Source organism: Candidatus Saccharimonadales bacterium (assembly GCA_035697325.1).
Classification (GTDB): Bacteria; Patescibacteriota; Saccharimonadia; order Saccharimonadales; family Saccharimonadaceae; genus JALRBM01.
This window is the reverse complement of record DASSDB010000004.1, coordinates 100,782-121,655: the sequence shown is the minus strand read 5'-3', so window position 1 is coordinate 121,655 and position 20,874 is coordinate 100,782. Positions and strand designations below refer to the sequence as shown.

The following is a 20,874-nucleotide window of genomic DNA, read 5'->3' as shown; positions in this document are numbered from 1 at the left end:
AGGTACTAATGTCGCTTAAGAAAGCGCCGTCCAATAAGCTTATGAACCTCAACCACAAATATAGGAATAACGAATGCAATGGCGCCTGTAATTGCCAAGTCGCCTATCGCAACCGAACTGACATGGAGAATGCTTGCAAGCGGCCCAAACACGGCGAGCGCCTGAAGGCTAACTCCAATCGCGAGGCCGATATAAAACTTGCCATTAAAGACACGCAGCCTTTTTAAGAGTGACTCATCATCACTTCGTGTATTAAAGGCATTTGCCCACTGCATGACCACGAGCGAACAAAATGCGATTGTGCGCCCATATTCGTTATCGAAATTGAATGAATAGTACGCGTAAAGCCCGACGGTAAGAAGTGCCATGGTAAGTGCGACGAGTATCATGCGCGAAATGAGGAATTTACCTAAAATAGGAGCATTTGGTGCATTCGGCTTTTTTGTCATTGCCGTGCGCTCACCAGGCTCTAACCCTAAAGGAATTACCATCGATGTGTCCGTGACCAAGTTTACCCATAAGATTTGTACAGGCACAAGAGGAATAGGAAGACCTATGATAAGTGAAAGTATCGCCGTTATTACTTCCCCGGCGTTAGTCGAAAGCAAGTAGAAGAGCATGCGGCGGATATTGGCGTAAATGGTGCGACCTTCATGCATGGCATCAACGATACTCTTGAAGTTGTCGTCTATAAGGATGATGTCGCCGGCATCTTTTGCAATTTGTGCGCCGCTACCCATGGCTACTCCAACGTGCGCGTTCGTTAGTGCGGGTACGTCATTCACGCCATCACCTGTCATGGCGGTGATGTTCTTTTCTTTGAGAAGTGTCAAAATACGGTATTTATGTTCGGGTGTCACGCGCGAGAAAACGCGGATCGAATCAATCTTGCTTCGGAGCTCCTCATCACTCATAACACTCATATGGCGACTATCAAAGACTTCGTTTCTGCTCTGAACCATACCGAGTTGCCTGGCTATCTGGTATGCGGTTTCAAAGTGGTCACCCGTTATCATCCGAACAGTAACGCCGGCCCGAAGCGCAGTATGGATGGCTTTTTTAGCTTCAGGGCGGAGCACGTCGGCAACCGCTAAAAAGCCATCGAACTCCAGCGCCGCTTTAGCGGGAAGATCTTCGAAGCCATTAAGCGGTTTGACAAGCTCCATATGACCTATAGCGATCACACGATAACCGCTGGCAGTTAGTTCATGAAGTGCAAGGCTGGCCTTCTCGCGCTCGCCTTCAGTAAGATCGCTGCGGGAAAGTACATGCTCGGGTGCCCCTTTTATAGCAAGCGTATAGGTACTGCCGTTGTGCCACAGATTACCGCTCATAGCGAATGCCTGGTTGAACGGAAGGCTCTTTAAAGGTTTTGCCGACGGACGCTTCACCTTTCCTTCTACGAATATATCCATGGCTGTATCGAGCGGATCGTGCATTTTTTCAGCCGCATAGTTAACGGCATAAGAAGTATAATGAGCTAAAAGTTGCGTGGAAATACCCTTGGGGCGCCACGTGTCCTGAACGGTGAGCTGATTCTTTGTGAGTGTACCAGTTTTGTCAGTTGCAATCGTGGTAACGACACCGATCGTTTCAATAGAGCGCATTGCGGTAATGAGAGCTTTTTTAGCTGCCATGCGGCGCATGCCTAATACGAGAACGACCGATATAGCAACAGGAAGGCTTTCCGGGACTGCACTTACCGATAGCGCAAGGACAAAGCGAAAGCTCTCTGTGATATCCATCCCTCTGCTCACGGCAAGCCCGAAGGCAACAAGGGCGATTGCCCCTACGACAGCAATTATCTGCGAAATGAGTTTGTCAATTTTTTTCTGAACAGGGCTTTGTGTAGAGACATTGGTAGTAAGCGCAGCAAGCTGGCCAAATTCAGTGTCATTGCCCGTTGCCACCACGATGGCACGCACTTCCCCAGCCACAACAAAAGAGCCCTGAAAGAGCATATTACTTCGCTCATAAACCTCTTTTTCTCCCGATAATGCATCGGTTTGTTTGCTGATAGGCACCGATTCTCCTGTAAGTTGAGATTCATCCACCCGAAGCGATTGACTGACTAGAACTCGTGCATCAGCAGGTACCTTCTCTCCTTCGTTAAGGGTGAAAATATCGCCTGGGACAAGCTGTTCAGAGTCGAGCCGTACCACTTTCCCGTCGCGAAAAATATCAACCATTTGAGTATTGTGCTTTTGAAGAGAGCGAAGAATGCGTTCAGTTGAGAATCGTTGAATATAGTAAATTGTCGCGCTGGCGAGCATGATAATGCTAATAATCAGCGCATCCAAAATAGCGTGGTGGTAAATACTGATGATCACAGCGATGAAGAGGACCGCCATAAACACATTGGCAAACGGTTCGATGAGTTTGCGCCAAAGCGGTTCGCCGCGGACCCTGATTGCGTTACGACCATATTTAGAGAGCCGTTCAGCAGCGTCACTATTCGCGAGACCCACTTCAGAGGTATCAAATTCTTTGAGGATTTGTTTTACAGTTTTTGTGTAGTAAAGCATTAGCATTAATTATAACAGATGCAAAAGTACGCTAAACGTAAATACCAGAGCTTTGGCTGCTCTGGTATTACGTGTGTGAGGTGGGTCTTTTTACGTTATGGCGATGAGCTGAAGACGGTTGGTGCGTGGACCGACCGACCATTCAACGAACTCCTGCATCTGTTTACCAAGTAGGCTTCTTCCGAGCGGGCTTTTGGTAGAGATGCGTCCATCGCTTGGGTTGGCCTCGATACTTTCAACGATCGTATAGCGGATAATCCGGCCGTTCGTGTCGAGAAGGTCGACGACGCTCCCGATGGCGACTTTCAGGGCATCTCGCTTGCGCGGAAGCTGCTTAGCACTCTCCAGTGTCCGTTTTTTGTCTGATAATTCGCTTTCCAAAATTTCAAGCTGGGCAAGACGTTCACTTCGTTTTAAACGCTCCTCGTGATTATCGATGCGTTCGAGTTCGCGAAGTGTTACGATTGCCTCTTGGCGGTCGCGTTCAAGCCGGGAGACCTCCTTTTTCAGTTCCTTCATGCCTCTTTTGCTTAAATAAACAGTTGTTTGAGAGCTCATTTTAGTCCTCCTTTTCTTTTTGTAGTCGGAATTTTATATGTTCCCCTCCTACGTTTACAGATTATGAAATAGAAAACTGAATTAATTCTGAAAAAGTGCGCGGTATTGTATAAGCTACTACGTTACTTTGCTTTTATACTCAACTTACCATCTTTTAATGTGAATGTGTGGTCTGTTTTGCCGGCAATTTCTAGATCGTGTGTCACGGCGATGATGGTCGTATTTTCGCTTCGAGACAAAGTATGAAGCAAATCAAAGATCTTCTTGCCTGTTTCAGTATCTAGATTACCCGTTGGCTCGTCAGCAAGAATGATCGCCGGTTTGTTGGCGAGTGCCCGTGCGATCGAAACTCGCTGCTGCTGACCACCACTCAACTTGGCAGGCTTACGCAGTTGCTGATCGTCGGTAATGCCAACCTCGTTCAGCAATTCCGAGGCACGCTCTCGGCGCACATGCATGGGCGTTACGCCGCCAAACTCTAGCGCGAGCATAACGTTTTCTAGCGCCGAAAGATTTGGAATGAGATTGTAGTGCTGAAAAACGAAGCCGATCTTTCGTGCGCGATAATCCGTCTGTTTCTTTTGTGATAATTTCGCGATGTCGGTATCATCAACATGAATCTCACCGTCCGTCGGTGTATCGAGCGCACCCAAGAGGCTTAAGAGCGTCGATTTACCACTTCCACTCTTGCCGATGATAGAAGCGAACTCGCCTGTCTCAACCTTGAAGGTAACGTCCTGGAGCGCACGGACTTCGCCATGGCCGGCTTGAAATGTCTTTGTAAGATTTTTTACTGCTAACATTGTACTCTCCTATTCTGTCCTCAATACTTCAGCCGGGCGCACGCGCGAGATTGCCCAAGCTGGAACGGCGCTGCCCACGATAGCAATAAGAAGTGTCAGTCCTATGCTTGTTGCGATGGTTTGAGGAGTTAAGTTTGCGGTGATTGCTTTTGCATTGTTTCCTAGTAGCGCTGCTGCCATGCCGAGATCGTCTTTTATGAAGGTGCGCCCGCCGCCGCTAGGTCCAGCATGTTGTTGTGATTGTGAATTTTCAACGAGAGATTGCGTCATTGGTCCGCTTACGGTGATCCCAAGAGCAATACCGATGACGCCGCCGATAATGGTAAGTGTCAGCGCCTCTGTAATGAACTGCAACATGACTTTACTGTTTTTGCCACCTATAGCTTTGATGACACCGATCTCACGACGACGTTCGCGAACGACCATTATCATAGAAAGCAAGATTATCGCAGCTCCGGCAATACTTGCGCCGATGGCGCCGGCAAGTGCCAAGCCCGAAATACTTTCGAGAGGTTTCAAACTATTTGCGGCCTGCTCTTCCTGACTTACGATATCTGCTTTGTCTTGAAGTGCATTTTTGAGTGCTGCTACAACACCGCTCACATTGTCGCTACTATCGACAGTCGCATTGATAGTGCTTACTGCTCCGGGTTGGTTCGTGAGTGTTTGCAAGGTCGTAAGTGGCATTACAATTCCACTATCAATGAACTTATTGTTAGTCGAATAGATGCCTTTTACGGTGATAGTTTTGCCATAGGCAGTAAAGGTGCCGCCGACCGCAAGATTATTTTTTTCAGCCAGGCTTTTACCAATAAGTGCAACGAGATCACTGCTGGAACCGTCGATCATAGAGCCGTTTGCGAGCGTACTGTTTTCGATAGCTTTTGTAGGATCGGTCGTTCCTGTCACATTTGTTTTTGGCGTCGGCATCTTACCGTCGGAGCTCTGGAGCATTGTACTCCCTTCTCCGCCCGCACGACCCTCGAAGCGCATCTGCCGTTTACCTAAGTTGCCAAGTTCAAGCGACGGGGTAAGATTTGTGTCGTCGTCGCCAAGCTGGTCAGTCAGCGTGGAGGACGTCTTGACTATATGCGGTGTCTCGGCAACGATTTTTACTTGTTCTGATGTGAGCGCATCACCTCCTCCGGTACCGCCGCTGATACCTGCCGGGTTGATGGTAATTTGTGTTGCGGTAGAAGCTTTGACTTCTGTTATTTTTGCTTCAACGCTTGAGCGCGCTACGAGCATGGCGAGGACGAGCCCGATACTAATGGCGAGCATCAATAGGATAGCTCCTGACCGGAGAGGGCTCCTAAAGGCGCCTCTAATTCCTCGGGTTATGACATTCATGGTGTCTCCTTATTCATGGTTTACACCAGGAATATACAGGCTAAGACTGATCTTTTGCTTTACTTTTGCTGAGATTTTGCATAAAAACAGTAAATGTCGTATCGTGCTGTGGTGCGCTACTGACGGTTAGCTCACCTCCGCTCAATTCGACAATCTTTTTTGCAAGCGAAAGCCCTAGCCCATAGCCTTTTTTGCTGCCATTAGAGCGTGAACTGTCAATGCGGTAAAACCTATCAAAAATATGAGGAAGTGCCTCGGCTGGAATTCCTTCGCCTTGGTTGATGATCTCAAAACCCGTCAGCTGTTTTTTGGTTAACAAATTCATGCGTACTTTAGAATTTTCCGGGCTATATTTGAGCGCATTATCAAGAAGGATTGTCATGAGTTCTTCGACACTGGAGCGGTTAGCAAGTACTTTGTGTGAAGGATGACCTGTCAATTCGATTCGTCTCCCTTCTTTATCAAGCTGACCGATCACTCCTTTCGCGACGTCGAGCAAGGCTACCTTTTCAAGGATGATATTCCCGTGATCAAGCCTTGAGAGCTGAAGAAGCATATGTGAAAGCCGCGATAACTTATCGACTTCTTCAAGATTACTTGAGAGAAGCTCCCGCATTTCTTGTTTGCTAATACTCGGATCGCGCAGGGCAACCTCTATCTCTGTTTTCATGCTGGCAAGCGGTGTGCGAAGTTCGTGGCTGGCGTCACTAGTAAAGCGGGACTGGGCTTCGTGCGCTTCTTCAATAGGGTGTAGTGTTCGTCTGGCCAAATAATAGCTACCAATGCCACCTATTGTCCAGATGGCAATATTGGCTATAGCGAGTGAAGCAATGAGGTTTGCTTCAGCCTGATGCTGTTGCTGCTCACGCAGCGCAAGAAACCGGGGTTCGTTAATCCTATAAAGCGGCGTTGCCTGCCAGTCATCGATACGAGCCACAACTTCCCTTGAAGCACTGGTGTAAATAATAGCGCTAAACAACAGGCAGACTGCAATAAGTATGGCCAAATACCAACTTGTTAGTTTAAAAGTAGCGGATCGGAACATTAGGCCGCCTGAAGCTTATAACCGAAACCGCGCATGGTATGAATAAGCCGGGTGTCAAACGCGTCATCAACCTTGGCGCGAAGATACTTGACGTAGACTTCAACGGTATTTGGTAAAATATCGGCATCATAATTCCAAACATGGGAAATGATCATTTCTTTTGAAAGCGGACGATTTTGGTTACGAAGAAAATACTCGAGCAATGCGAATTCTTTGCTAGTGAGCAGAATCGGCTTACCGGCACGAGTAACTTCGTAGGTGACAGTATTAAGAGAAAGATCACCCGCAGTGAGAATAGTCGGAGTTTGTTCGGCTGGGCGGCGAAGCAACGCGCGGATACGTGCCAGTAATTCTTCAAGTGCGAACGGTTTTACCAAATAATCGTCTGCCCCGCTATCAAGCCCTTCTGCCCGCTGACTGATGCTGTCTAATGCGGTCAAAAAGAGTACAGGTGTATGAATACGAAGCGCACGCATTGCCTTTAAGATTCCAATGCCGTCGTATTCTCCGGGCAGCATTCGATCGATAATCATTCCGTCGTATGGTTCTGTCGTGGCCATTGCGTAGCCGTCGTCACCGTTATAGGCGACATCAACCGCATAGCTCTCTTGTTCCAGAGCCTTTTTGAGAGCGCGTGCAATCTTGTGTTCATCTTCAATAATAAGAATCCGCATATATATAACTATACTCAAGAGTCCTTAAAGTAATCTTAAACCGTAAGGCCGTACTTTTGACTCCAGGCATGCATATCCTGCAAGATTGGCAGGAGATCCGTACCTTTTTTGGTGAGGCGATAGGTGCAAAAGCCGGCGTCATCTTTGGTTATTTTTGTAATGATATCCTCCTCTTCAAGGTAGGCAAGTCGCGCCGATAGAGTACGAGGATTAATACCTCCTACAAGATCTTGAAGTTGGCAAAAACGGACTTCTTCTTCATTGACAAAATACCGTAACAAAAGCGGCGTCCATTTGTCGCCTAAGATTGCCGTTGCGGCTCTTACGCATCCGATATCCACTGCTGTCTGCATGATTTTACTATACATTGTGTAGCAATATTCGTAAAGTCATGATGTGATACTGTTTATGGTAAGTATTGCACTTGGTTGGGCTGAGGCGTAAACTAATGATAGTATGAAAAACCAAACTCCCCCTAAGAAAACCAACAAGAAACAGAGTACAAAAGTTGATTTTGAGCCAAATAAGGTAGCCTTAGCTGTTGCCTGTGTGGCGGTGGTCAGCCTCGTGTTGATTACTGTTATTGTAATGTACTAAACGTCGCGTTTAACGCTTTCCGAATATCTCTTTTGCACTGAGACGGCGGCTGTACTCTAGTGCGCCATATTTAAATATGCGCACGCCTATACGAATCGCAAATGCTGTAGTGAGCGCAAGTAAGGTGATTCCGACGAGCGCCTCTTGAAGCGTAAGGTTGCCTATAGCGTTCCTTAAAAGAAGTGGAATAGGTGATGTTAGTGGAAAGTAGCTAAGTACTTGGACGAGTGGTGACTCGGGCGAGGATATGAATAGCGCGACTGCATAAAGCGGGCCAAACGTAAATGCCATCGCAGCCCCAAAGAAACTATTAGCTTCTTTGGCGGTGGGCATCGCAGCTCCTATTGTCATGAGAATACCGGTATACATCAGGAAACTCATGATAAATATAGTTGCTCCCAGCGTAATGGAAAGTGGATCCAGTGGAATGCTCGCCAAGTCAAAATTAGGAAGAGACAACTGATTCTTGAGCGCGAAGTAGCCCGTAATAATTGGAACCAAAATAACGATAAGCTGAATGAATGCAAGAATAACGAGCGAAAATAGCTTGCCTACTAAGAGCGTAGTTGGTCGTATAGTAGTAAGAATCATTTCAATAACTCGGTTTTCTTTCTCCTCAATAATACTCGTAAGCATTTGACCACCAAAGGTGACAAGCATGAAATAAAAGAGCACGAGGAAGATGCCGGGAGCGATTAATTTCAAAAATCCTTTGTCTACTTGTCCATCTTTGTAGGTAACCGACGTGTAGTTGACGCTATTTTGGATCACCGCTTGGATATTTGGGGATGTGGTAAGCATGACCGATTGGTTAAGGAGTTGCTGCGCGAGGCCTTCATAGCGATTATTCTTAAATAATCCGACCTCTTTGCCGTATACTTCGACGGGCTGGTTTTTCATATCTGCTGGATAGTGGAAATAAGCGTCGAGCCTCCCCTCTTTTACGGCTTGTTGTCCCTCTGACGGCGATGTGATAATTTGCGCGTTTACCGACCGGAGAATATCTGCGGAGAGGAGTTTTGAATCGTCCGTCACCCCAAGAGAATAACGCTCACTACTTAGTTGCTGTCCTACGTCGTTCGTGGTTTTATTGGAAAAGTAGATGATAACGCCAATAACACCCGCAATGACGGGCAGGGCTAAAGCCGCCAGCCAGAAGCTCTTCTTTTTGAGCGTACGGATAACCTCAAACTTAACAACAGTGCTAAGATTATGCATGTCTTACCTCCTCATCATTCTGGTCGCCGTATATCTGGACGAAGATATCGTCGAGTGATGGGCGCTTTAGCTCGAATCGGCTGTAGGCAACTCCGCTTGAAACGAGCGATCGCTGAATGGTAAATGTATCTGCTTTCGGCTCTAGAATAGCAAGACTTCCCTCTCGCCGCTTGATTGTGTAGAGTTTCGTATTTTCCGGAATATCGTGCTCGGAAACGATCTCGAGTTCTGTACCGCCAAACTGCTCTTTTACTTCATCGATCGTGCCATAAAGTCGTGCTTTGCCGTTTTTCAAAAGAACGACTCGGTCACATAGTCGCTCAACCTCTTCCATTTGATGGGTAACAAAAATCACCGTCGCACCCTTTTGCTGGTGCTCTTCGATGATGTCCATCAGTAAGCGGCGATTGACGGGGTCAAACCCCTTGGTCGGCTCATCGAGGATGAGAAGGTCGGGGTCATTCATGATAGTGATCCCAAGTTGTACTTTTTGCTGCTGACCACCGGAAAGCTTATCGAGTCGTTCGCGAGCTTTATCTTTAAGCCCTACTCGTTCGAGAAAATCGAGTGACCAATCGTGTGCATCGTGTGCATCCAGACCCTTTAGCATGCCGAAATACACCATGGTATCGAGTACTTTTTCTTTTTTATACAGTCCACGCTCTTCAGGTAAATACCCCAGTCGTATACTTCCGTCGACGCGGTAAGGCTTGCCGTTGATAGTAAGTGCTCCACTCGTCGGCTGATAAATACCGAGAAGCGCTCGAATCGTGGTAGTCTTTCCCGAGCCGTTGCTTCCGAGGAAGCCGAACGTTTCACCACGTTCAACAGTAAACGAGAGATCGTCAATGACAGTTGATTTTCCGAATGACATCCGGAAGTGATCTACCTTCACAAGTGATGAATTCTTAGCCATGTCGCTTATTGTAACAATTTAGCGGTAATTAATAAACTGCAACGGGAAGTCGAAATCTTCTTCTTGAAGAAGCCGGATGACTGCTTGCAATTCATCTTTGCTTCCGCTCGTCACGCGTACTGCATCACCTTGAATTTGTGATTTTGCTTTGGGGGCCTTTTCGCGAATTAGTTTTGAAATACTCTTTGCGTTGTCTTGCGATAACCCCTGCTTGAAAGGAATTTCCCAGGTCATTTTCAAGTTGCTTTCACTAGGAGTCTTACTGGTATCAAGTACCTTTGAGGTTTGGTTGCGGCTGGCGAGCTTTTTGCGCACAATATCAAGAATCGCATCACATTGCCATTGGTTTGCGCCGATGATTTTAAAGCCGGTTTTATCGTTCAACCATTCGATACTAGCCGGTGTGCTTTTAAAGTCGTATCGAGTACCGATTTCACGTTCGACCCCGCTAAATACGTTGTTCATTTCTGCCTTGTCGTAGTCTGAGACAATATCAAAAGAAAAAGTAGCCATATATTTATTATAATAGATATATGCGCGCATATATTCATAACTTTGATATAAAGCTCACATTGTTTGTTCAACAATGGCGCGGCCTCGAGGGGATTATGACAATTATTACGATACTCGGTCATCCCATAGTGACAATGGGTATCGGGCTATTTGTTGTCCTGATTGGGGGACTAAGGGCTAATCTTCGTTTGGTATACGCGGGCTTTGCGGTGTTTGCGACTCTAGGCTTAGGAACTCTGTTAAAAGTAAGCCTCCGCCGCGACCGACCTCTTACGGAATATGTCAACAATATGATGTATACGTCGTTTAGCTTTCCAAGCGGTCATACTGTTGGATCTACTGTTGCGTACGGACTCCTGGCATATCTTGCATGGCATCTGCTCCCTCACCCCTGGGGTGTTGTTGTCGCTATTTTGTTAGGACTGTTTATTATGGTGATTGGCATGTCTCGTATTTATCTAGGAGCCCACTTTCCGAGTGATGTCATTGCCGGATGGGTCGTAGGTCTGCTTGGTCTTGCGGTTATTATTTTTATCATCAAGCCAGTCGTATGAAAGTAGTCCTTGTCTATAACGAAAAATCCGGTGGTGCGTATACGTTAGACGATTTAAAGATGTTTTTCAATTCGAGCCGTATCGCAGTTATAAGAGCAATCAAAATGGATGATCGACTGAGGTTTCATCTGAATCCGTTTATCAGAGCGGGCGAAACTATTGCGGTTGTTGGCGGTGACGGTACTATTAGTGCGATTGCGGGTTTAGTAGCTGATACAGATGCTGTGCTTGCCCCGCTTCCGGGCGGAACGCTTAATCACTTCACGAAAGACCTTGGCATTCCGCAAGATATAGCCGATGCTATACAGAATCTCGCGTATTCGAAAGTACTGAATGTTGATATGGCGACGGTAAACGATACCGTTTTTATTAATAATTCGAGCCTCGGGCTGTACCCTTCTTCTGTGCATGAGCGTTCAAAAACAGAAAAATACTTAGGTAAATGGCTCGCTGCGGTAGTTGCTGCTATTAAGGTATTAGTGCGTTTTAGACTTTATCGTGTAAAAATAAACGGTAAAACTTATCAGACGCCGTTCGTATTTATTGGCAATAACCGCTATAAATTGGATGGCATGGGAGTGAGCGAGCGTTCAAAGCTTGATGATGGTGTGCTTTCTGTTTTTGTGGCACGAACAACGTCACGCATGATTCTTTTTAAAATTGCCCTACTCTCTTTAGTTGGAAAAAGTCATCTTCTTGAGGAGTTTGATGAATTCTACGCCTCCCAGCTAATGGTTCGAACAAGCCACCGAAATCTGCGGATATCACGGGACGGAGAAGTAGTGTGGGCTAGATCTCCTCTGCACTATAAAATTCATGCCAAATCTCTTAAAATCCGACTCTGATGAGAATATGCTTCGTGATGCTATAATAGTAACATTATGAAGGTACGTATCGAGATCGACACCAAAACATTCGTGCGGTTTTGGCTGGTCGTTATAGGGTTTGCGTTTGCAATTTTAGCAATTTACAGTGCACGTACCGCGCTTATTATGCTCGGGGCTGCTCTGTTTTTAGCACTTGCTCTTAATAAGCCCGTATCATTTCTTGCAAAGCATTTGCCAGGTAAAAGTCGTGTGTGGCCGACGGCAATCGCTTTTTTGCTCGTGGTGGTTATATTGGGCGGTTTCGTATTTTTGGTCGTTCCGCCCATCATTCAGCAAACAGTGCGCTTTGCCGAGACAGTGCCTGGGCTCGTAGAAACGGCTACGACGCAGTGGCAGGGACTGAGTGCGCTCATTGATAAATACCACCTACAACCTCAAGTGGAAAATGCAATGGAGACAATCCGTAACAATACTACCGGATGGGCGGCTAATTTAGGCTCAAATGTCCTGAATGGGCTCGGCTCGATATTTTCACTCATGGTCTCCTGCCTTTTTGTGCTGGTACTCACCTTCCTTATGTTGGTAGAGGGCCCAATGTGGCTTAGTCGCCTTTGGGGTATCTATAATGACCAAGAACGAATGGAATATCACCGCAACATGGTTCACAAAATGTACCACGTTGTTACGGGTTACGTTACCGGACAATTAACGGTATCGGCAATCGACGCCTTAGCGGCTGGTTTTGTCGTGTTTATTTTGAGTCTTATCTTCCCCAACGTACCTGCTAACCTCACTTTACCGGCAATTGCTATCGCCTTTACTTTGTCTCTGATTCCGATGTTTGGAGCGACGGTTGGTGGAGCGCTTATTGCCATTTTGCTTGGCTTTAACGATCTTACGGCTGGTATTATATTTGCCATTTACTTCATCGTTTACCAGCAATTTGAAAACAATCTCATTTCGCCAACGATTCAAGCGCGTAAACTTGAACTCTCCGCTTTGAGTGTCCTTACAGCGGTAACAATCGGTATTTATGTGTTTGGGCTTGCTGGTGCAATTATTTCGATCCCTATCGCTGGCTGCTTGAAGGTTCTCTTAGAGAATTATCTTGCACGTGCACGTAAGAATCGTGCTAAGAGTGAGCGTCCGCTCACAAAGCTTGTAAAAAAATTACAGGGTGAAGATGAGCCGGCAGCTTAGCGGCCACAGCCCCTAAGAAGACTATTTTAGGTATTCCCAAATTGTTCCGGAGGCGGTATCGCGAAGCGCGATGCCTTGGCTTTCCAGCTCGGCCCGCAGGCGGTCCGACTCGCTCCAGTTTTTTGCTTCGCGGGCACGATTTCTTTCCAAAACGAGGCGCTTGGCATCTTCATCGATATCGGGGGTTGTATCTCGGAGTTGAAGTCCTAATAGCATGTCGATTGTTTCGAGTAATTTGCCAAGGCTATTTTGATCAATGTTTGCAAGTGGCTTGTTGTCCAATTGAGAGAACGCTTCGTCGACCACCCTCAGAGCTTCAGGAGTATTGAGGTTATCGTTTAACGCTTCAAGAATAGCGCCGCTTGCACCGTAGAGGGAAACAGTCCTTTTGTTTTCAAGGATAGCACCGTCGCTCTGTAATGTGTCATGTGTTTGCCAGCGAAGTGCGGCACTATTACGCCAGTGATGGAGACGGTTTTTGGCCGATTCTAGGTTTTCCCAGGTGAAGTTGCCCTCATTCGTATATTGACTTTGCAAGGTGAACATACGAAAGTCCATAGGGCTGAATCCTTTGGTATTTAAATCTTGAAGTGTATAGCCATTGCCGAGGCTTTTGCTTATTTTGGTTCCTTCAGATTTGAGATGGTTGTTGTGAAGCCAGAATCGTGAAAACAGTTTGCCGCTGGCGGCTTCTGATTGGGCGATTTCGTTGGTGTGATGGACAGGAATGTGGTCGATACCACCGGTATGGATGTCGATAGTGTCGCCGAGTATGGTCATGGCCATAGCGGAACATTCGAGATGCCAGCCTGGAAAGCCCATGATTTTTTGATCCTCGTTTGCTTCTCGTCTTGCTTCACTCTCAAGCGGCTGCGCACCGAGAATGATGTTTGGCCCCGGTGTTAATTCATTCTCGGGCTGTAGGTGCTTGTTCGTAAAGCTGGGCTCGAGTAAATCAGCAGGTGTTTCCCATTCCATAGCCCGTGTGTCATCCGGTGCGGTGAATTTCCAAAGTGCGAAGTCGCTGTGGCTGCGTTTTTCGGGATTGAACTCTACACGGGCACCAGCTTTTTGGGCGGCAAGGTCGAGCCCCGCAAATTCGGCATAGGTTGGAAATTTGCTAGTATCAAAGTAGATGCCGTCGTTTATTTGATACGTATAGCCTTTTTGCTTCAATGTACGCACGAGGTCAAGCTGTTGAGGGATGTAATCTGTCGCCTTAGCGATGTGCTCGGGCATAATGAGGCCCAGTTTTTTCATGCCTTCAAAGAAATCTTGAGTGTAAAGCTCGGCTACTTCCCAGGCGCTCTTCCCTTCGCGGCGAGCACCCTTTTCCAGCTTGTCTTCGCCTTTATCGGCGTCGCCTTCGTTTTCACCAGTAAGGTGCCCTACGTCTGTAATATTCATGACGCGGTCAACGGTATAACCGTTTGCAATAAGTGTACGCACGAGAATGTCCCACATGATATATCCAAACCAGTTGCCGACATGAAGGTTGTTGTAAACGGTTGGGCCACAGGTGTAAAGTGTGACAGCGGTATCGTTTTGGGGTGTGAATTGCTCGGTTTTTCGTGTAAGAGTATTGTGAAGTTTGAGTGACATAGAAGGCTCCTTAATAATTTTAGGTCTAAGAGATTTCTACGTGACAACAGGATTTAATGAGTATCATTCGCGAGCACCTTATTAGTTGCTTCTACTAATTCTGAAACTATTTTATCGTATTCTTCATAAACGCGGAAGCCGGCGGCGTACTTATGACCGCCACCGCCAAAGAAGCCGGCCACTTGCTCGGCAATAGGCGCGTTACTGCGCAATTTGCCGGTAAGCTTGCCGTCTGGGTAGGTTTTTATGGCGATAGCAAGTTCGACACCTTCAACGAGACGCATTTCGTCGAGCACAAGAACGCTTGGGTTATATTGATCGCTGTATGCCTGAATCTCTTCCCATGGGATATGGACAAGTGCTAGCTTGCCGTCGAGCATGTATTCTACTCTTCGAATAAGCTCGCCCTTGTAGGCAAGAATTTCAGGAGATTTCTTCATGTACTCGCGTCGGCGGTCTTCGATTTCGGCATTACTTGCGCCAAGTTCGGCAAGTTTGCTACATACTAGGAAAGTATCAGGGCTGACATTAGGGGTTGTGAGCCCAAGGCTATCAGACATAATGGCGATCATCATGTGCTCGGCTGCTTGCTGGTTTATTGTCCAACTGTTGGTGTTCGCAAATCGGTAGAGTATCTCGCCGGTTGCAACGGCGGTTTCAACAAGCATAGTGTGCTTGAAGCTAAGATTAGCTTCGGTAGTGTGGTGATCGATTACCAGCGCGGGATGCGACTCTAGGTACGTACGTACACCGGGAGTTTCGAGCACTTTGCTAATGAGAACGTCTGCTCCCGTATCAACAAGAATAGCTAGGTCGGCACTTTGATCGAAAGTGGCCGTAACTCGATCCCAACCTTTAATATAGCGAAGGTATTTCGGCATTTCGATCGGACAGTAAAGAACAACCTCCTTGCCCAGATCACCAAGAACTTCCTCAAGTGCTAAGCTGCTCCCTAACGAATCTCCATCAGGATTTTCGGCTTGAATAATAATTATTTTTTTTGCATCTGCAATAAGGCGTGTTGCGGCATCGTACATCCCTCTATTGTAACAGATCGTTTTGGGAGCTACACTAGGCTAATTTGACTGGTCCATACAGGGTTAAGCAGTATTGTACCCTCTAATTTTTGTAGATCGGCGTTTATAATGTACGGCGGCCTTCAAGGGCATGCGCGAGAGTAATTTGATCGGCATATTCAAGATCGACGCCAACGGGTATTCCGCGCGCCAAACGACTCATCTTGATTGTGATGCCGGATTCCTGAATGTGTCGTTGCAAGAAGAGTGCGGTCGATTCCCCTTCAACGCTGGCATTCGTCGCGATGATAAGTTCGTCTACTTCGTCGTCTTTGAGGCGCTTGAGGAGCTCGGGTATATGGAGTTCGTCCGGCCCGATACCATCGATTGGTGAGATTGCCCCGCCTAGCACATGGTACGTACCGCTAAATTGCCCAGTTCTTTCCAGCGCGATAATATCGAGCGGCTCCTCAACGACGGCAACAAGTTTTTTATTGCGGGTCGGATCGGTATAAAGAGGTGAAACTTTTTCTTCTGCGTCAATCAAAGCAAAGGTTATAGGGCAGGTTTTTACACCATTATGTAATTCGGCAATCGTTTGTGCTAGCTTTGTTGTCGTTTGTGTTCGAGCGCGCAGCAAAAAGTAGGCGTACCGCTCAGCGGTGCGCGCTCCCACGCCAGGAAGTTTCCCTAGTTCATCAATTGCGCGGGTAAGGGCCGCGGGAAGAAGCTGGGCCAAAGTAGCTCCTTAAAGGCCTAAGTTGCCGAGCCCGCCCATAAGGGGCTTCATTTTTTCAGCGGCTACTTCCTGTGCCTTAGCAAGACCATCACGAACGGCGATCTGAATCCAGTGCTCGAGCTCTTCGATGTCTTCAAGATCAACGCGTGCCGGATCAATTTTAATACTGACGATCTTGAGCTCGCCGTTAAACTGAATAACGACAGCTTCGTCGCCAGCTTCTACTTCAATGATCTGCTTTTTTAGATCTTTTTGTGCTTTTCGTAATTCATTAAGCATCTTTACTTGGTCAAATGCCATATTTGGTCGTCCTCCGTATTACTTTATTTAGTATACGCTATTCTTATTTTGTTTTATAGATGTAGAAGCGATCAGCTTCTCTGTACATGTCGTTCGTAATAATTTCATCGGCCGGGCCTGCTTCTGGATTTTTGCCTGCACGACTGGCGATGTACGTAGTTGCATCAGGTAGACCGGTGCCGCCTACTACAACGGACGTACCAGCTGCATATTTAGCTACAACGGCATAGAATGGCATCTCGGCGTTACTAACGATAAGGACTGTGTTGCCGATATCCTTTTTAGCAAGCTGCTTGTTAAGAAGTGAAAGATCACGCGAAAACTGTGAGGCCACGGATGGGATATGGCCGTAACCATACATATAGCGATCGACTCCTGAAAAAACCATACCGCCTATAAGGACGGCCAGAGGAATAAGCCCGGCAATTCGTGCGTATGGATTACGCGGAAAGAGTCGATACCAGCGAGTAATAAGCATACTGACGCCCATCGCCATAAGCAGTACTACAGGGATGAATGTAACACTGACATACTGTGGATTTATGACTATAACGGGGAGAAGCAACAGCGTCCATGCAATGATGATATAGCCTCTGGCGGTGTATTTGGTAGTGAAGAGTTGAATAATACCAAGAAGAATGAGGATACATGTACCAAGACCATAAATCGGTGTAATACTGGTGCGCCCTCCTGGGTTAATAAAGCTAAAGTACTGTTCGAATAGCATTTTTATGTTTGCAAGGATATCGAGGCTTGCCGTTGGCATGCCAAGCAGTTGTAGGCCGACAGAAGGTTCTTTTACAATTGTATAGATGAGTGGCGCAAGAAGAATGAGGCCGCATACAATTCCCAGTGCGAGACGTGGCTTCGAGAGTCTCCTTACTATGTAGCGTAGGTGCGGGTGAAGCGCCATGGCGCTCAGGAGAGCGATGATAATATAAATTTCAAGTGGTGTGTAGAGGCTGAGTGCACCAAAGCCAAATAGTGCGATTTTCCAGGCGGTGGACCATTTTGCTTTTCTCGATACCATAAGCGCCGAGACAAGAAGCCACACGGACCAAAAGATATACACGATAGTTGGGGTTCCCTCTTGGGTAAGAAAGAGAAACTGGCTGGTAGTAATGACGAGCACGGTCGTAATAACAGCAACGTTTCTCTTGAACCACATGCGAAGCAATAATAAAATGCCAAGCGCCGAAAAGAGCCCAAGGATAAGCGAGGGCAGCTTAATGGTGAGATTTGAGACACCGAAGAGTGAAAAACTAGCGTGCTGTAAGAGATGATATGGCAAGTTGACGATCGCTTCGGGCTTGAACGTCTGAAGCGAGAATGTCAGTGAACTGCTTGTCACGGTGGAGTCCATTTCAGATGTGGTAAGTCCACCCGGAACGATAAGCCATGCGACGGCTAAAAGTGCAATGATCAGAACAAAAATGACACCATACCCCAATAGATAGCGCCAGCGGTAAAGGAAGTAATCCGTAATACGTGTGACCATAAATTCCTTATGATTATAGCACGAATTATTCGTGTCGTTTATCCAAAGACATAAAGCGCAGGCGCTCAGGGTGAAAGTAAAGTTCAATTTTGCCGACGGGTCCATTACGATGCTTAGCTATGATCAGGTCGGTAATGTTTTCACGCTCGGTTTCGGGGTTGTAATATGCTTCGCGATAAATAAACATAACGATATCGGCGTCTTGCTCGATGGATCCCGATTCACGCAGGTCGGCAAGTTGTGGAATCTGCGGGCTGCGACTTTCAACAGAACGAGATAGCTGACTTAATGCGATAACGGGAACGTTCAGCTCGCGGGCAATTAGTTTGAGGCCACGCGAAATTTCGCTCACTTCTTGCACGCGGTTGCCATTATCTTTACCGCTCCCCTGCATTAGTTGCAAATAGTCGATAATAATAAGCCCTAGGGGCGCGTCGTGAGCGGCGCGGCGTGCCTTGGTACGCATTTCTAATACGGAAAGTCCAGGTGTGTCATCGAGATAAATCGGTGCTTCTGCCATTTCGCCCATGGCTTCGGATAATTTCGAGAAATCGTCATCCGAAAGATTACCGGTACGGATGTTCCAGGCGTCAACACCACTCGCATCTGCTAACATACGGTCAACCAACTGCTCTTTACTCATCTCAAGGCTGAAAAAGAGAACAGATTGCTTAGCGACAGTGGCCACATTGTACGCTAAGTTGGTCACGAGGGTGGTCTTACCCATGGCCGGGCGAGCTGCCAGAATAATAAGGTCTGAACGTTGCAATCCGGCGGTCATGTTGTCTAGGTCTCGCCAGCCGGTTCGCACACCGCGGAGCGCTCCTTTATTGCGGTGTAGCTCCTCCATTCGATCGAAACTGTCGGTCAGAATTTCTTCAATGCTTACAAGATCATTTTTGAGTGATTGGTCGCTGACACCAAATAGCTCCGCCTCGGCTTGCTGGAGGAGCTCTTGTGTTGAAGTTTCTTCGTTGTAGCCCATTTCAGAAATATCCGCGCTTGCTTTGATTAGTCGGCGGCGCACTGCTTTTTGGGATACCATCTCGGCATAAGCTTCAGCATGGGCGGCGGTAGGCACGTAATTGGTGAGTTCTGTAAGATAGGCCGAGCCGCCTACCATCTCCAATTCGTCTTTCTTCTTGAGCTCGTCAGTTAATGTTAAAAGATCAACAGGTTTGTGTTTTTCGTACAGGCGCCGCATACCATCAAATATCGTGGCGTGCCGTTTATCGTAAAAATCTTTGGGCGTAACATGTTCAGAAATATCCGCAAGTGTCTCTTCATCGATCAATACGGCACCAAGCAAACTCTTTTCGGCATCTATATTCTGGGGTGGGACTTTCCCGGTAGGGACTTCTTTTGCTGGCATATATAGTTTAAGGACGCGGCTATGCTTCCACGTTCACCTCTTCTCCACCTCCCATAATAGCAGCAACAGCGGCCGCTTGACTATCCTTTGGCGGTGGAGGCGTCGGCACAGTTTCGATTTCCCAGTCCCCTGCCCCTGTTTCTATGAGGGATTGAGCAATGTTGATTCGATATTTAGGATCATCGAGCTTCTTCTTATAAAAAGCATTCACGGTGTAAATGCGAAGCAAATCGCCGTCAAGTTCGTAGCTACATTTTGACAGGACACTGTACATTGCTAAGTAATGTTCTTTGGCATACTCCAAAACCTTTGTCCAATCTACTTCGCCTTTCGGTGCGGTCTTTTTTCTTGATGGAGTAATAGTGGTTGACTCCGCAGGTTTTTCTTGGGCTGGTTTGGCGGGAAGCTTTTTAATAACGGCAACGGGGGCGCTAATGACAGGCGCGGGTGCTGAAAGCGCCGCCGACTTTACCTTGGGAGGTTGGGCGGCTTCGGCGAGTGCGACCAAAAGCTTTACTGTCGGGTGTGAAGATCTATTTACTTCTAAAAGTTTATCGAGAAGCGGCAACAGCTGAGGGTTGCTGGCGATATCCGCACGGATAGCAGTGATTAATTGGCTGGTAAGCACACCTGGTTGGATGCCGCTATTTTCAGCATCATTAAGGAGCGCAACGATTGACTCAAGATTTTTGGCTTGATACGCCTCAAGGATTTTTTGAACGTGCGCGGCGGGAGCAATGCCAAGCGCTTGTTCAACGAGCTCACGTGTGATTCCTTCTTTATCATCAGAGAGGCTGCTGAGCTGATCAAGCAGGCTGATACTATCACGAAAGCTACCATCTCCACGTTCGGCGATAAGCGTAAGTGCTTCGTCGGTAATGATGATTTTTTCTTGGTTAGCAATATAACGCAAATGCTTTATTGCGTCTACCGGAGTAATTGCCCGAAAATGAAATCGCTGCGCTCGACTAATAATCGTGGCGGGGAGTTTTTCGATATCGGTGGTTGCGAGGATGAAGACGGCGTGCTCGGGTGGCTCTTCGAGGGTTTTAAGGAGCGCATTAAATGCTGCTTTTGAAAGCATATGGACCTCGTCGATTATGTATACTTTTTTAGCGGCAGATACAGGAGCGATTTGTACTTTCTCACGAAGGTCGCGAACATCTTCCACACCGTTATTGCTGGCGGCATCGATCTCGATAATATCGAGGTAGGTAGAGCTGTCTCCATACTTAAGTCCGTTGATTTCATGTGCGAGGATACGAGCAATCGACGTTTTACCAACGCCACGCGGACCAGTTAACAGATACGCATGAGCAATTTTCCCTTGTTTTAGCGCCCGAGAGAGCACATCGGTAACATGGTTCTGGCCAACAATCTCGCCCAAGGTTTTACTGCGATATTTTCGATAAAGCGCTTTAGACACTATGTTTTCCCCTCACGTTTCTCTATGTACTATTGTACGGTATTTTTTGCGACGCGAGCGTTGTGATTATTAAAAAAACCTTACTCCCGGAGATATTTTTCGTATCTCCGAGAGTAAGGCTCAGGCGGACGGAGGAAGAAC

Annotated in this window: 21 protein-coding genes; 4 read left to right on the top strand and 17 right to left on the bottom strand. The window is 47.1% G+C overall.

Translation table 11 applies throughout. From position 1 onward, the window contains the following. Positions 1–5: 5 nt before the first annotated feature. From VFH06_04480 to VFH06_04450, 7 genes are all read right to left on the bottom strand, one after another. Positions 6–2,525 (bottom strand): cation-transporting P-type ATPase, encoded by a 2,520-nt coding sequence (locus VFH06_04480; GenBank protein ID HET6747334.1) that lies wholly within the window; start codon positions 2,523–2,525, stop codon positions 6–8. A gap of 90 nt (positions 2,526–2,615) precedes the next feature. Beyond that, on the bottom strand, positions 2,616–3,083 hold the full coding sequence (locus VFH06_04475) for a GreA/GreB family elongation factor (GenBank protein HET6747333.1): 468 nt from the start codon (positions 3,081–3,083) through the stop codon (positions 2,616–2,618). A gap of 122 nt (positions 3,084–3,205) precedes the next feature. Further along, the gene (locus VFH06_04470; GenBank protein HET6747332.1) at positions 3,206–3,886 is read right to left on the bottom strand and encodes an ABC transporter ATP-binding protein; all 681 of its coding nucleotides are present in this window, start codon (positions 3,884–3,886) and stop codon (positions 3,206–3,208) included. A 9-nt stretch (positions 3,887–3,895) separates the two neighbouring features. Continuing rightward, entirely contained in the window at positions 3,896–5,236 is a 1,341-nt protein-coding gene (locus VFH06_04465; protein ID HET6747331.1) for an FtsX-like permease family protein, read from the bottom strand. Between the two features lie 40 nt (positions 5,237–5,276). Next, positions 5,277–6,242: an ATP-binding protein gene (locus tag VFH06_04460; protein ID HET6747330.1), complete on the bottom strand. Its 966-nt coding sequence runs from the start codon at positions 6,240–6,242 to the stop codon at positions 5,277–5,279. A 38-nt stretch (positions 6,243–6,280) separates the two neighbouring features. Then, complete coding sequence (locus tag VFH06_04455) at positions 6,281–6,955, bottom strand: response regulator transcription factor (GenBank protein ID HET6747329.1); 675 nt, start codon at positions 6,953–6,955, stop codon at positions 6,281–6,283. A 35-nt stretch (positions 6,956–6,990) separates the two neighbouring features. Beyond that, positions 6,991–7,308: a helix-turn-helix domain-containing protein gene (locus VFH06_04450; protein ID HET6747328.1), complete on the bottom strand. Its 318-nt coding sequence runs from the start codon at positions 7,306–7,308 to the stop codon at positions 6,991–6,993. Positions 7,309–7,411: 103 nt separating this feature from the next. Between VFH06_04450 and VFH06_04445 the strand changes: the two genes are divergently transcribed. After that, positions 7,412–7,552 carry a hypothetical protein gene (locus VFH06_04445; GenBank protein ID HET6747327.1) on the top strand — a complete coding sequence of 47 codons (141 nt, stop codon included), beginning with the start codon at positions 7,412–7,414 and terminating at the stop codon, positions 7,550–7,552. Positions 7,553–7,561: 9 nt separating this feature from the next. Here the strand turns inward: VFH06_04445 and VFH06_04440 are convergent, their stop codons facing one another. The 3 genes from VFH06_04440 to VFH06_04430 are packed head-to-tail and all read right to left on the bottom strand — an operon-like array spanning position 7,562 to position 10,199. After that, positions 7,562–8,770 carry an ABC transporter permease gene (locus VFH06_04440; protein ID HET6747326.1) on the bottom strand — a complete coding sequence of 403 codons (1,209 nt, stop codon included), beginning with the start codon at positions 8,768–8,770 and terminating at the stop codon, positions 7,562–7,564. Then, positions 8,763–9,686: an ATP-binding cassette domain-containing protein gene (locus VFH06_04435; protein ID HET6747325.1), complete on the bottom strand. Its 924-nt coding sequence runs from the start codon at positions 9,684–9,686 to the stop codon at positions 8,763–8,765. Before VFH06_04435 ends, VFH06_04440 begins: the two co-directional genes overlap by 8 nt. 18 nt (positions 9,687–9,704) lie before the next feature. Next, the gene (locus VFH06_04430) at positions 9,705–10,199 is read right to left on the bottom strand and encodes a YajQ family cyclic di-GMP-binding protein (GenBank protein HET6747324.1); all 495 of its coding nucleotides are present in this window, start codon (positions 10,197–10,199) and stop codon (positions 9,705–9,707) included. A 20-nt stretch (positions 10,200–10,219) separates the two neighbouring features. Between VFH06_04430 and VFH06_04425 the strand changes: the two genes are divergently transcribed. The 3 genes from VFH06_04425 to VFH06_04415 are packed head-to-tail and all read left to right on the top strand — an operon-like array spanning position 10,220 to position 12,780. Then, on the top strand, positions 10,220–10,753 hold the full coding sequence (locus VFH06_04425; GenBank protein HET6747323.1) for a phosphatase PAP2 family protein: 534 nt from the start codon (positions 10,220–10,222) through the stop codon (positions 10,751–10,753). After that, positions 10,750–11,598: a diacylglycerol kinase family protein gene (locus VFH06_04420; GenBank protein HET6747322.1), complete on the top strand. Its 849-nt coding sequence runs from the start codon at positions 10,750–10,752 to the stop codon at positions 11,596–11,598. The genes VFH06_04425 and VFH06_04420 overlap by 4 nt, the downstream gene beginning before the upstream one ends. 36 nt (positions 11,599–11,634) lie before the next feature. Then, positions 11,635–12,780 carry an AI-2E family transporter gene (locus VFH06_04415; protein ID HET6747321.1) on the top strand — a complete coding sequence of 382 codons (1,146 nt, stop codon included), beginning with the start codon at positions 11,635–11,637 and terminating at the stop codon, positions 12,778–12,780. A 21-nt stretch (positions 12,781–12,801) separates the two neighbouring features. On the opposite strand, the gene VFH06_04410 is transcribed toward VFH06_04415, so the two are convergent. The 7 genes from VFH06_04410 to dnaX form a co-directional block, all read right to left on the bottom strand. Next, a complete protein-coding gene (locus VFH06_04410) occupies positions 12,802–14,382 on the bottom strand; it encodes a cysteine--tRNA ligase (protein ID HET6747320.1) in 1,581 nt (526 codons plus the stop codon). Between the two features lie 53 nt (positions 14,383–14,435). Further along, positions 14,436–15,419 carry a DHH family phosphoesterase gene (locus tag VFH06_04405; GenBank protein ID HET6747319.1) on the bottom strand — a complete coding sequence of 328 codons (984 nt, stop codon included), beginning with the start codon at positions 15,417–15,419 and terminating at the stop codon, positions 14,436–14,438. Positions 15,420–15,522: 103 nt separating this feature from the next. Continuing rightward, the gene (gene recR, locus VFH06_04400) at positions 15,523–16,137 is read right to left on the bottom strand and encodes a recombination mediator RecR (GenBank protein ID HET6747318.1); all 615 of its coding nucleotides are present in this window, start codon (positions 16,135–16,137) and stop codon (positions 15,523–15,525) included. Positions 16,138–16,146: 9 nt separating this feature from the next. Further along, positions 16,147–16,437: a YbaB/EbfC family nucleoid-associated protein gene (locus VFH06_04395; GenBank protein ID HET6747317.1), complete on the bottom strand. Its 291-nt coding sequence runs from the start codon at positions 16,435–16,437 to the stop codon at positions 16,147–16,149. Between the two features lie 43 nt (positions 16,438–16,480). Next, positions 16,481–17,935 carry a glycosyltransferase family 39 protein gene (locus tag VFH06_04390; GenBank protein HET6747316.1) on the bottom strand — a complete coding sequence of 485 codons (1,455 nt, stop codon included), beginning with the start codon at positions 17,933–17,935 and terminating at the stop codon, positions 16,481–16,483. A 25-nt stretch (positions 17,936–17,960) separates the two neighbouring features. Next, the gene (gene dnaB, locus VFH06_04385) at positions 17,961–19,307 is read right to left on the bottom strand and encodes a replicative DNA helicase (protein HET6747315.1); all 1,347 of its coding nucleotides are present in this window, start codon (positions 19,305–19,307) and stop codon (positions 17,961–17,963) included. Between the two features lie 19 nt (positions 19,308–19,326). After that, the gene (dnaX, locus tag VFH06_04380) at positions 19,327–20,733 is read right to left on the bottom strand and encodes a DNA polymerase III subunit gamma/tau (protein ID HET6747314.1); all 1,407 of its coding nucleotides are present in this window, start codon (positions 20,731–20,733) and stop codon (positions 19,327–19,329) included. Positions 20,734–20,874: the final 141 nt, after the last annotated feature.